The following is a 12294-nucleotide window of genomic DNA, read 5'->3' as shown; positions in this document are numbered from 1 at the left end:
CTTACCCTAACCGCACTTTTTTCGCCCCCGCCACCATATTCGTTAGTTTCTGGCGGGCGGCCCAGCGGGCGGTCTGGCTCAGACCGCAATCGGGGGCGACGGCCAGTTTTTCGGCGGGAATGTATTTCAAACACCGCTCGATGCGCTCAATTACGTCTTTGACGGTTTCGATGTAGTAATTCTTCACGTCGATAATGCCGACGGCCACGTCCATTTTTTGCGCAAATTCCGCAATCAGTTCAATTTCGTCAAACTCGCGGTTGGCCATTTCAACGTGCACTTCATCAACGGCCAGATCCAGAAAATCCGGCAGCATCGGGTGAATTTTCCGGTAGCCCACCGGCCGCCCTTTGAAATTCCCGAAACAGAGGTGCGTCGACAGCCGACATTTCCCGACGACCGGTGCCACCGTCCGGTTGAAAATATCGACAAACCGCTTCGTATCTTCCTTGTAGGCATAACACGACATCGATGGTTCATCGACGGTGATTTCCGTACAGCCAGCCGCCACCAGATCTTCCAGTTCCTTCCGTACAAACGGCAACAGCGCTTCCGTGATGTCGTAGCGGTCTTTGTAGCGGTCATTCGGCAACATCCGGCCACTGAGCGTATACGGCCCTGGAATGGAAGCCTTTAGCGTAGGGCCAGCCGGAGCCAGTTTCTTCAGGCGTTCGAATTCCCGGACGGCACCCAGTCCTTTCGGCGCGGTCAATTCTTCCACGATGGAATGCTTGCCGCGCTGGTCGTGGGCGGGCGGGCCAAATTTACGGGTCTCCGAATGGTTGGGTTGCAGGCCTTTGATGTAGCCGTAAAACGACAGATTGAAGTCCAGCCGGGTTTGCTCGCCGTCGGTAATCACGTCCAAACCCGCCGTGGTCTGGTCGTGGACAGCCGCCACCACGGCATCTTCGATCATTTCCTCAATGTCGGCCTGACCAAACTGGTCGAGGTTCTGGGACGCAAATTCTAACCAGCCCGGAAACGGGTAGCTGCCGATGACGGTGGTGCGGATGGGGTTGGGTTGCATGAAAAAAGCTGTTTAGGCGTATCGATGAATAAATGTTGAAAATAGTCGGCTAAATCCAGTCGGCGAAGGTCATCGCTAAAGGTGGTCAGGAGCCACGTCAGGCCCGGTTTTCCGCCGTACGACTGCCAGTAGGTGTTTCGGGCGGCATCCATGCCCACGGTGATCTGATTCGGAAATTCGGGCAACAGCGTTTGCAACAGCGTGTACGTCCAGTTTTGCTGATGCGGTTTCCAGCGAAAACCGCTGTCGTATTCCACCCGAACGCCGGTTTGCAAAACCGCCCGATTGTAGGCAATGTCTTTGTACCGATCAACATGCGAGAGTACCACATGCCGCAAATCCGCTCCCAGTTTGGCAAACAATTCGGCCTGAGCGAGTGCATGTCTGCCTTCGTTCGTATGGGTCAAAATGGGAATACCGGTTTCCCGATGCGCATTGACTACCGCCCGAAAAACCGTCTCCTGGTGCTTCGTAAACGGTTCGTCCCCCGTGGCCAGTTTGATCAAACCGGCTTTGTGCGGAGTTCGTTCGATGACCGGTCCGCTGTAGTCAAAGGCGTCGATTCCGTCTTCAATATCAGCAATAAACAGACGCGTCAACTGATCTTCCGAATACCGGTAGCGCCAATGATCGGGCGGGTAATACATCTCCAGATGAAGCCCCGTCGGCGCCAGAATCTGCATATTGGTTAAGCGTGAAACTTCCGCCAGTTTCAGCACATTGCGGCCACAGTTGGCGGGCATCGCGTCGACCATCGTTCGTCCTCCGGCGTCATACACCCGCTGCACCTCCTCCGAAATTTTACCGATGTCGTTCAGTAAAAAATCCGGATTGCCGCGCGTCGGAAAGCTTTCGTCGATCACCACATGCTCGTGCGAATACGTGATTCCCAGTTGTTCCGGATCAATATCCCCCAAAACCGTTCTGACAAAGCTCATCGTTTCCAGCCATTTCTTGTTATATCGGCCACCGCATCCGGCAGTTCCAAAACCGCCCCAACAGCGTATAATTTTTCCTGCAACGAACTGACAGAAAGTTGATTAGCAGCTTCGTCGCGCGCCAGTGACTGCACAGCCGCCAGCCCCGCAGCCTGGCCCATCGACATGGTCTGGGCCATCGACCGACACGACGCGTGGGCATCGTGCGTGGCCGAAAAACACCGCCCCACCGCCCAGACCGACTGGCTGTTTTTCGGCACAATCGTACCGTAAGGAACCCCGTAAACGCCATCGCCGGGGATGTACTCCCAGTAGGTTTCATCTTCTCCGTTGAGTCCCTGCCGGTGGTCCTCGATGGGCGCTCCGCAGAGAAAAATCCGGTCAGATGGCAGCTTGCCCGACAAACATTCCTCTTTCGTCAGGCGGTGTTCGCCGTAGACGCGCCGGGTTTCACGAACGCCAATCTGGTGCGACAACCCGATGAGGTTCGACTGCTCAAAACCGGGTACAACATCCCGAAAAAAATCTTCGTATACAAACGCCTGCCGTCGCCCTTCCACCTCGGCCTGCGTCAGTTCGTCTGTTTTCAGGGCTGATAAACCGGTCACTTTCACGGCCACCGTCGAAATGCAGCCTTTCGCATTCATTTCGTGCGCCGAACCTTCCTTACGGGGTAAACGATGCTGACCGGTTTCGACGGCCATCCGCATTTGCTCCGCCAGCATTTTCTTGCCGCCTTCCCGCTCGTAGCGATCCAGATCGACGTTGCTCATCCGAAAGGTGGTGGTCATGCTCTGCGCCGGTTCGTGTTCACCCGCCGTTTCGTAGGCAAAACCCGCCAGATGACAGAAATCGGCATCGCCCGACGCATCGATGACCCGTTTTGCCAGCACCTTACCAAAACCGGATTTGTTCCAGAAAATACAGGCATAACGCTCTCCTTCCAGACTCACATCGACCAGCGTCGTGTGCAGCCAATACCGGATGCCGCTTTGCAGAATCAACTGATCCCATACGAGTTTCAACCGTTCCGGGTTGTAGTTGACGCCCGTTCCGGCTCCGTAGGTATTGGGGCGCAGAAAAACCGCACCGACCTTATCGAGTTCATTCACAACGCGGTCGGGCCAGCCTCCCACGACTTTGCGGGGGGTGGAACCGGGCGTAAAAAAACCGTAAAACGTGTCCAGCATCTGCGTGGAAGTTCCGCCCGGAAAACCGTAGCGTTCCACCAGCATCACCGAAAACCGACTTTCTTCGGCGGCCGCCAAAGCCGCCACGCAACCCGCCGACCCGGCCCCAATGACGAGGATGTCGGTTTCGGCCCGAAGCGGTAGTTGGGTATGGTTAAAGAAGGGTTGCATGTGACGGGCACGGATGGCAAATCCGCAGTTGGAATAGTCCGGTTTTTGAATTTAGACTCCAAATTTCTGACGGATGACGTCACGGCTCATTTTCAGGCTTTCCCGAATGGGCCGGGTTGGTTTAAAACCGGGGGGAAAAGCCAGCTCAACGGTGATATCGCCCGCAAACCGGTTTTTCTTCAATTGCCGGGCCACGGCGCCCCAGTCGGCGATGCCTTCGCCAAGAGCCTCCGACCGGGTTCCCGTCCAAAGGTGGTCCCGCAGGTGGAGATAAACGATTTTATCAGAAAATTTTTGCAGGAAAGTCAGCACGTCCACTTTGGCCTGAAACAGCCAGTCCAGGTCGGGACCCAGAGCAATGTCGGGGACGCGCTGCAAGGTGTTTTGCAGGTCATATAAATCATCGGCTACTTCGTAAATGTGGTTGTGCAGATTGGGAACAACCTTATTTTTGCGACAAATTATCTGAATTTGTTTCAGGGTTTCGGCCTGAACATCGAACTGCTCCGGCGTTTTCTTTTTCGGTGTACTACCGACCGAGATGCCCAGCGTTCGGCCACCCAGTTTACCCAGACGCCCGACCACCTTTTCGGCATCCTCCAGAATCTCCGTCTGTTTGCTTTTATCCCACATCGGCTGGCTATACGAAGCCCCGATGACGGCAACCCCGCTCTTCCGGGAACTATCGCCAATCCGGTCGACGGCGTCATCGTGCCGCAAGTTGACTTCCATCAACTCGACAGCTCCAATTCCGGCATATTTCGCGTCCGAGAACACCTGATCCAAAACAGGAAAGCAATCGTAAGCAGGCTTGTCCGATGAATAAATCCAGACGTGCAGTCCAACGACAGGTTTGCGATCGACGGCGGAAAAAACATCCGGTATAGCCAGCGCCAGCGTGCTGGAAGCAAGAAAGTCACGACGGTTCATAGGGCTCCATTCAAGGTTTTTGATTTACTTTTTAGCGAACAACGGTCGGTTTGCCAACCTCGGCATACAGCTTCGCCAGCCGGTGCGCGTGTTCGTCATAGGCGGATTCAAACAGTTCCGTCGCCCGTTGAGCACCAACCAGCGCGGTGGCCGTCAGCACTTTGGGTGGTTGACCGGCTTCAGTCAGCAAGCGGGCCAGTTCGGCTTTGATGCTGTTTACGATCAACGCGCCACCAACCGTGCTGCCCGGCGCAACCGGCGTTTCCAGTCCCGGAACCGTCACCATCGCATCGCCAACGGGGGCGCCGGTATCCAGAATCAGGTCGGCGAAATCGCTCAGTTTCAGGCCGTCTTTGCGTTTGCTGGTGCTCTGGTCTGAATGTTCTTTGGTGATGAGTGCCACCACTTTTACACCCCGTTTCTGAAACTCCTCCGCCATTTCGATCGGAACGACGTTACAGCCGCTCGACGAAATGATCAACGCCGTATCCTGTTCTGAAAGATCGTAATTGCGCAGAATCCGCTCGGCCAGCCCGGAAACATTCTCCAGAAACATCGCCTGCCGCTGACCGTTGGCCCCCACCACCAGGTTGTGAAACGTGAGCGACAATTCGACAATGGGATTGAAACCCGGAAAAGAACCGTAGCGCGGCCACATTTCCTCAACCATGATCCGGCTGTGTCCTGAGCCAAAAACATGCACCATGCGGCCCGCCAGAATCGTATCGGCAAACCACTGGGCGGCCTGTTGGAGTTGTGTTTTTTGCTGCTCGACTGTATCGATCAGTTGGCGGCATTTTTCTAAATACGTTGCTATCATACAAGCTTTTGATGGATCTCCGAACTTATTATATTACAAAACCGGCAGCCCCGATGGCCCCGGCCCAATCTTCAAAATGCGCTTTACGGATGGCGGTTTTCTTCCCGGCCGGTCGCCATTCAAACACCGCCAGAAAGGCTTCCAACGGATTGAACAAAGCCTCCCCGGCCTGCGTGATTCCACCGCCCAACACGACCACTTCCGGCGAAAAAGCATTCGCAAAACCGGCAAGGGTAACGGCCAGTTGCCGAACGGATGTCAGCCAGACCAGCGTGGCCAGCGGTTCCTGCTCCCGATAGGCATCGACCAGTTCCTGCGTGGTCTGGTACTTTCCGTAGGACCGGCGGAAAACCGTCGCGTTGCCGATGGCATCTTCCAGACTGGCCGGTATCTGCGTAATATCCAACTGGTTGCTGTCGGCATTGACTGAAACGTGACCCAAATGGCCCGCCATCTGGTAGTAGCCCTGGTACAAATTCCCGTCGATGAGCAACCCGCCCCCAACGCCCGTTCCCAGGGTGAGCATCAGGGCATTCCGGATACCTTTCGCAGCCCCATACCGGGCTTCCGCCATCAGGGCCGCGTGGGCGTCGTTCAACACCCGCACCGGAACGCCTAGAAACGCCGACCAGACGAAGCCTTCCAGCCCCGGCAGTCGGCCCGGCATGCAGGCAATGGCGTCGTTGGCAGACGTGGGCAAGCCGGGTGCCGACAATCCCACTGCCGTCACCGGTTCGCTTGTTGCGGTTTTCAGTTGGTGATACGTATCGGCAACCGCCTGTTTCCATTGTCCGTCCTGCCCGTCGTTGGTCGGGCAAACCACGCGGTGCAACACCGCGCCGGTTTCGACGTCGATCAAGACGCCTTTGATGCGGGTTCCGCCAATGTCGATGCCGATTGCATTCATTTTTTTACGGTATTCGGTGATTCGGTTTACGGTATTCGGTTTACGGTTTAAGGTTTACGGTGGCTGGCGCATCCATATTCTCGCGTCAGCCACCGTAAACCGAATACTGTAAACCGTAAACCGTCCTCAGTATTGACCCTCGCTGACACTCCAGCCGCCGTCGACAGACAGCACCTGACCGGTTGTGTAGCGGGAATAATCCGACATGAAATAAATGGCCGCTCCGTCTAAATCCGTGGGTTGACCGATGCGACCGCCGTCCAGGGGTTGCTTGGTGGCGACAAACTTCAGAATGGTTTCGTCGGTGGCGGCTCGCTGCGCCATCGGCGTTTCGACCAAACCGGGTGCCAACACGTTCACGCGGATGTCGTGGGGCGCGTAATAGGCGGCAATGGATTTCGTAAAACCGATAATCGCGGCTTTGGTGGCGGCATACGCGTGCGTCGAAAAGTATTTCGGCGACGGCGAATAGCCCAGCACTGACCCCATGTTCAGGATCGTTCCGCCGGTATTCTGTTCCTGAAAAGCGCGGATAGCGGCCTGATTCGACAGCATCAGCGAGGTCAGATTCAGTTCGAAGGTTTTGTTCCAGCCTTCGAGCGTTAGCTGGTGCAGCGGACCGTCGCCAAACCTTCGGCCACTGCCTCCGGCCACGTGGTAAAGCCCGTCGAAACCGCCAAACTCGCCCTGACAAAGTGCGATGGCCGAAAGGGCCGTAGCTGGATCGGTAGCATCGCCGTTCAGCGCAAACCCGTAACCGCCCAACTGGGCTTCGGCTGCTTTGCAGCTTTCCTCATTCCGGCCCACCACAACGACCCGTGCGCCCTGTCCTACAAAAGCATGGGCCGCCGACAGCCCCAAACCCGTTGTTCCACCAATGACCACAATCCGTTTGTTGGCCAGCCAGAGTTGATCCATCCTGAAAAAATAAACGGTTAAAATCCTGTAACGCCCCGTTCCCCTGAAGGGGACTTGGACACGGCAGCACCCCGATGCAAAAAGTCCCCTTCAGGGGAACGGGGCGTTAACACGAAAAATCCAACTACGAACGACGAAGGTATAAAGGCAATTTTAGTATTGCAACAACTTATTATAATAAGTTTCAGATTAAGCAGATTTTCGTATACTTGTTCGTCAACAACCTTTCTCTATGAACGATCGGCCTACCCGCATTCCCCAATATCAGTATCTCTATGAATCGTTACGCCAGCAGATTATCCGGGGCGATTTCAAATCGGGGGATCTGTTGCCTTCTGAAAAAGAACTCCAGAACCAGTTTCGCCTGACCCAGCCCACCATCCGGCAGGCACTGGGGCTGCTGGTGCAGGATGGCTACATCCGCAAGCACCAGGGCAAAGGCAGCATTGTGCAGCCCCTGCCCATCGGTTTGGGCGTGATGTCGATTGTTGGTCGGCTGGCCAATACGGCCAACGCGAGCCGCACCGAGCGGATGACTACCGCCATTTTAACCAAACCGAAACTGCATCCTTTCCCCGAGGACTTTCTGTTTACGCCCACCGAAGACGATACGAAAGCCGGTTTTTATTTTCTGGAACGACTGCGGGCGGTGGAAGAAGAGCCGGTCTTTTTTGAGAAGATCATCTTGCCAAACCGCTATCTGCCCGGTTTTTCGCGCCAGCGGCTGGAAAACCGCTCGCTGTTCGATTTGCTACGGACCAAGTATGGTTTGCTGGTGAAAGGCGGAGAGCAGAAAGTGCTGGCCGTGGCGGCTGACGGCGATCTGGCGCGGTTGTTAAGCGTTCCAATCGGCAACCCGGTTTTGCGGCTCGACAAGCGGCTCGACACCAACCGACCTGATTTCAGTTTCTATTCCTCGTTGTACGCCCGGACGGATCGGTATATTTTGCACGGGCGGTTCTGAGACTGATCCAACGTTTTACCCGTAAATAAGGAGAAGCCGGTGAATCAGCCGGATTTTTGAAAACCCGGCTGATTCACCGGCCTGACCTGCGTCTATTTGTAATTCTAGGTCAAATCCCGCTCCGAAATCCGTCCGGTTTGCTTGTCCTTCAGGATTACCTTGTGCCGACCGTCGTGCGTAACCTCTTCTTTGATGAGGTAAAATTCTTCGTCGTAATCCACCAGGGTCGATTCCTGCGTCAGTCCTTCACGGCCGCGCCAAACCGGCAACTTCACCGGCTCCCACTGCTTGGTTTCGGCGGATCGGTACGCGGCATCCAGAATAGCATTCACCACGTAGCCGTCGTAAAACGTTTCGGCCGGTTCGCGCCCCTGGTCGGCCGCATTGAACATGTCGGTGAACATGTGGTTGTAGCCCAGATCATTCACTTCATCGCCGACCGGGAACAGCCAGCCAGTGGTGCTTTCGGCTTTTTCGGCCACGTAATCCGCGCCTTTTCCGGTGGTGAACATTTCAAAACCGGTGCGCAGGAAGTTGTTGATCCAGATGGTGCCTTCGGTGCCCATCACTTCGTCGCGCAGGTCCATGCCGCCCCGGAACGTCCAGCTTACTTCAAACTGTCCAATGGCACCGTTTTCGTATTTCACCAGCGCAATCGCGTGGTCTTCGGCGTCGATGGGTTTCACCTGCGTGGCCGCCCAGCACATCACCTCAACGGGCCGGACGTCCTTGCCGATAAAATTCCGGGCAATTTCGACGCAATGGCAACCGAGGTCGAGCATACAACCGCCACCGGCCTGCTCTTTGTCCCAGAACCAGTCGCTGTGCGGTCCCGGATGCGTTTCGCGGGATTTGGCCCAGAGAATCCGGCCCAAAGCTCCATTCTTTACACTTTCCAGCGCTTTCAGGAATTTAGGCGTGTAACAGAGGTCTTCCAGATACCCGGCAAAAATACCGGCTTCCTCCACGGCCTTCATCATTCGCAAGGCTTCGTCGGCATTACGCCCCAGCGGTTTGGTGCTCACCACCGCTTTTTTGTGTTTGGCACACAGCATGACGGCGGCTTCGTGGAGGTTGTTGGGCAACGCAATGCACACCATATCGACCTCCGGATTGGCAATTACTTCCTCCATATCCGTCCCCCAGATGGAACAGCCGTAGTCGTTGGCAAACTTTTTAGCACTTTCTTCCCGGCGGGCGTAGATGGCAACCACCCGGTCACGTCCGCGTTGACCGTGGATCGATTCGGCATAAAACCGGCCAATGAAGCCGGAACCCAGCATGGCAATTTTTCGCATGTGTCGAAGGAATTTTAAGCGAATAAATTCAATCCTGTAAAAAATTTAGACAAGTCTAAATCTATTCTCTATATTTGTTAAAATGGTTACAGACGCAATCTACAACTTATTATAAAGAGCCATGTACTGGTTGCCGGTTTATCGACGAAAAATTGCCCGCGTCCTGCTGATTCTCTTCAGCCTGATGATGGTCAATTCGGTGGTGTTCCGGCACGCGCACAAACTGGCCAGTGGGCGGATTGTCGTTCACGCCCACCCTTTCAAACCCGTTGGCGACAGTCCCTACCAGCCCAATACGCACACTACCAACGAGTTAGTCTGGCTCGAAAACTTTACCAACCTACTGTATGACGGCCTGATGCCGTTCGTATTTACCTGCGTCGTTCTGAGCGCACCGGTCATCCGGCGGTTTGGGTTGGTTTATTCGTTTCAGAGTGCGTACCTCTTCCCCTACTTCTCCCACCGGGGCCCGCCGGTTGTCGGATGATCGTTTCCTGATGAATCGCCGGAAGCGATTCGTTCTTAATTCCCTGCTGCCTGTAGCTTCGGTGTGTGCCGGTTTGTAATCGGTTGAATCATCGCGTGTTGCCGGTATTCGGGCCTTTCTTCCTTCCAATCGATCCCGTACAACCATGTTAAAAACGATATACCTATCGGTTCTGTTTCTTTTAGGCAGTACCTTCCTTGCTCATGCCCAGTCGACGGCTACCGTTGAAGGCAAAGTGATTTCCAAGCAAAAACCGGTCGAACTGGCTACGGTGGCACTCAAAGGCACCCGGTTCGGCGTTCTGACCGACACATCGGGGGTTTTCCGCCTGACCGGCATTCCGGCGGGGCGCTACCAACTGGTGGTTTCGCTGGTGGGGTTTGACAGCTTTCAGAAAACCGTCAACGTTACGGCGGGCCAGACCCTTCGCCAGACGGTCGATCTGCGCGAAGCCGCCAACACGCTGGGCGAGGTGGTGATTACGGGAACGATGAAGGAAGTTTCCAAGCTGGAAAGCCCCGTGCCGGTGGAAATTTACACGCCGAAATTTTTCCAGAAAAACCCTACGCCCAACATTTACGATGCCCTGCAAACCATCAATGGCGTTCGGCCCCAGTTGAATTGCAACGTCTGCAACACGGGCGATATTCACATCAACGGGCTGGAAGGGCCGTATACGATGGTGTTGCTCGACGGGATGCCGATTGTGAGTTCGCTGTCGACCGTGTACGGTTTATCCGGGATTCCGAATTCGCTGGTGGAGCGGGTCGAGGTGGTGAAAGGCCCGGCGTCGACGCTCTACGGTTCGGAAGCCGTGGCCGGTTTGATCAACATCATCACAAAAAATCCGTTGAAAGCGCCAACCGTGACTGCGGATGTGTTCGGCACGAGCTGGCAGGAATACAACGCCGATCTGGGCGTGAAATACCGGGTCGGAAAAGCCAATTCGCTGATCGGTCTGAACTATTACAACTACCAGAATCCGTACGACAAAAACAACGACGGTTTTACGGACGTGACGCTGCAACACCGGATTTCGGTGTTCAACAAATGGCAGTTCGAGCGAAAAGAAAACCGCCAGGCCAGCATTGCCGGACGGTATTTCTACGAAAACCGCTGGGGTGGACAAACCAACTGGACGCCCGAACTCCGCGGTACCGACAGCCTGTATGCCGAAAGCATCTACACGAAACGGCTGGAACTGATTGGGTCTTACCAGCTCCCGACGACCGAAAACATCACGCTCCAGTCGTCGTTCAACAGCCACAACCAGAATTCGTATTACGGCACGACCTCCTTTAACGCCACGCAGCGAATCTTTTTTGCGCAGTTGCTGTGGACGAAGGAATTCAACAGCCGGGTTAGCCTGCTGGTCGGAACGCCCTTCCGCTACACGTTTTACGACGACAATACCCCGGCTACGCAATCGGCCGATTCGCTGCGACCCACCAACCAGCCCGACCGCACGGTTTTGCCCGGCGTTTTCGTGCAGCCCGAGTTTACGTTCAACGAAAAACATAAACTGTTGCTGGGTTTGCGCTACGACTACAATTCGCGGCACGGCAACATCCTGACGCCCCGGTTTTCGTATAAATGGGCGCCCAACCGCGACAACGTCATCCGGCTGAATGCCGGAACGGGGTACCGGGTTGTCAACCTCTTCACCGAAGACCACGCAGCCCTGACCGGCGCCCGGCAGGTGGTGGTGCAGGATGAACTGAAACCCGAACGAAGCTGGAATGTGAACCTGAACTATACCAAACAGATTGTGTTCGGAAGCGGTTTTCTGGGCATTGATGCCTCGCTATTTTACACCTATTTCACCAACCGGATCATTGCCGACTACGACACCGACCCCAACAAGATTTTCTTCGACAACCTGAACGGCCATTCGACATCCAAGGGCGTCAGTGTAAATCTGGATGCTAATTTTGCGTTCCCGCTGAAGATCAACGCCGGTTTTACGCTCATGGATGTGTATAAAGTGGAAGACGATGCCGACGGCCAGGCCGTTAAAACCCGACAGTTGCTGACCGAACGCATCACCGGTACCTGGACGGTTTCGTATGATTTTGGGCGTGGTTTTTCGGCGGACTACACGGGCAATCTGTACGGCCCGATGCGGCTGCCGCTGCTGAGTTCCGACGATCCACGGGCCGAATATTCCCCCACCTGGAGCATTCAGAACATCCAGTTGACCAAAAAATTCAACAGCGGTTTTGAGATTTACGGCGGGATCAAAAACCTGCTGAATTTCACGCCCCCGGCCAACAGCATCGCCCGCGCCAACGACCCGTTCGACAAGCGCGTCGTATTCGATCGGAACGGGCAGGTGGTGGCAACGCCCGACAATCCATACCGGCTGACCTTCGACCCAAACTACGTTTTTGCTCCCAATCAGGGCATCCGCGGTTTTCTGGGCATCCGCTACACGGTGCGCTAAGGACGGCTGCGCGGTGCAACGATCGACGGTTTGATCCTGTCCCTACCACTGAACCCAAGCGGTTCAAACAATTTGATGGACCGGATCGTTTATTGGAAAAATTCTATTTCAATCATTGGCTTTTTAAATTATTGTATCGAATAATAGAACAATACCAAGAAAGCTGAGCTTTAATGATTTGATAACCATTGCATTACTCAT

Annotated in this window: 11 protein-coding genes; 3 read left to right on the top strand and 8 right to left on the bottom strand. The window is 54.9% G+C overall.

Going from position 1 to position 12294, the window contains the following annotated elements:
* Position 1: 1 nt before the first annotated feature.
* The 7 genes from ACO064_RS24550 to ACO064_RS24520 all read right to left on the bottom strand — a co-directional run bounded on the left by ACO064_RS24550 (position 2) and on the right by ACO064_RS24520 (position 6901).
* Entirely contained in the window at positions 2-1027 is a 1026-nt protein-coding gene (locus tag ACO064_RS24550) for a methionine synthase (RefSeq protein ID WP_421829846.1), read from the bottom strand.
* Positions 967-1965: a phosphotriesterase family protein gene (locus ACO064_RS24545; protein ID WP_421829845.1), complete on the bottom strand. Its 999-nt coding sequence runs from the start codon at positions 1963-1965 to the stop codon at positions 967-969. Before ACO064_RS24545 ends, ACO064_RS24550 begins: the two co-directional genes overlap by 61 nt.
* Positions 1962-3326, bottom strand: a complete 1365-nt coding sequence (locus tag ACO064_RS24540; protein WP_421829844.1) for an FAD-dependent oxidoreductase — start codon at positions 3324-3326, stop codon at positions 1962-1964. Before ACO064_RS24540 ends, ACO064_RS24545 begins: the two co-directional genes overlap by 4 nt.
* Before the next feature lie 51 nt (positions 3327-3377).
* The gene (locus ACO064_RS24535; protein WP_421829843.1) at positions 3378-4256 is read right to left on the bottom strand and encodes a sugar phosphate isomerase/epimerase family protein; all 879 of its coding nucleotides are present in this window, start codon (positions 4254-4256) and stop codon (positions 3378-3380) included.
* Positions 4257-4287: 31 nt separating this feature from the next.
* Positions 4288-5076, bottom strand: a complete 789-nt coding sequence (locus ACO064_RS24530; RefSeq protein WP_421829842.1) for a sugar isomerase domain-containing protein — start codon at positions 5074-5076, stop codon at positions 4288-4290.
* Between the two features lie 28 nt (positions 5077-5104).
* Positions 5105-5983 (bottom strand): ROK family protein, encoded by an 879-nt coding sequence (locus ACO064_RS24525; RefSeq protein ID WP_421829841.1) that lies wholly within the window; start codon positions 5981-5983, stop codon positions 5105-5107.
* A 126-nt stretch (positions 5984-6109) separates the two neighbouring features.
* Complete coding sequence (locus ACO064_RS24520; RefSeq protein WP_421829840.1) at positions 6110-6901, bottom strand: SDR family NAD(P)-dependent oxidoreductase; 792 nt, start codon at positions 6899-6901, stop codon at positions 6110-6112.
* Between the two features lie 232 nt (positions 6902-7133).
* Between ACO064_RS24520 and ACO064_RS24515 the strand changes: the two genes are divergently transcribed.
* Complete coding sequence (locus ACO064_RS24515) at positions 7134-7865, top strand: GntR family transcriptional regulator (protein ID WP_421829839.1); 732 nt, start codon at positions 7134-7136, stop codon at positions 7863-7865.
* Between the two features lie 104 nt (positions 7866-7969).
* Here ACO064_RS24515 and ACO064_RS24510 read toward each other — a convergent pair whose 3' ends face one another.
* Positions 7970-9163: a Gfo/Idh/MocA family protein gene (locus ACO064_RS24510; RefSeq protein WP_421829838.1), complete on the bottom strand. Its 1194-nt coding sequence runs from the start codon at positions 9161-9163 to the stop codon at positions 7970-7972.
* A 121-nt stretch (positions 9164-9284) separates the two neighbouring features.
* Here ACO064_RS24510 and ACO064_RS24505 point away from each other — a divergent pair, with 121 nt between their 5' ends.
* Both ACO064_RS24505 and ACO064_RS24500 read left to right on the top strand, forming a co-directional pair.
* A complete protein-coding gene (locus tag ACO064_RS24505; RefSeq protein WP_421829837.1) occupies positions 9285-9650 on the top strand; it encodes a hypothetical protein in 366 nt (121 codons plus the stop codon).
* Positions 9651-9795: 145 nt separating this feature from the next.
* Positions 9796-12093, top strand: coding sequence for a TonB-dependent receptor (locus ACO064_RS24500; protein WP_421829836.1), 2298 nt, complete (start codon positions 9796-9798; stop codon positions 12091-12093).
* Positions 12094-12294: the final 201 nt, after the last annotated feature.

The sequence above is a fragment of the Larkinella sp. genome (genome assembly GCF_965227735.1).
Classification (GTDB): Bacteria; Bacteroidota; Bacteroidia; order Cytophagales; family Spirosomataceae; genus Larkinella.
Note: the sequence above shows the minus strand (reverse complement) of the source record. Positions and strands in the feature narration are given on the sequence as shown.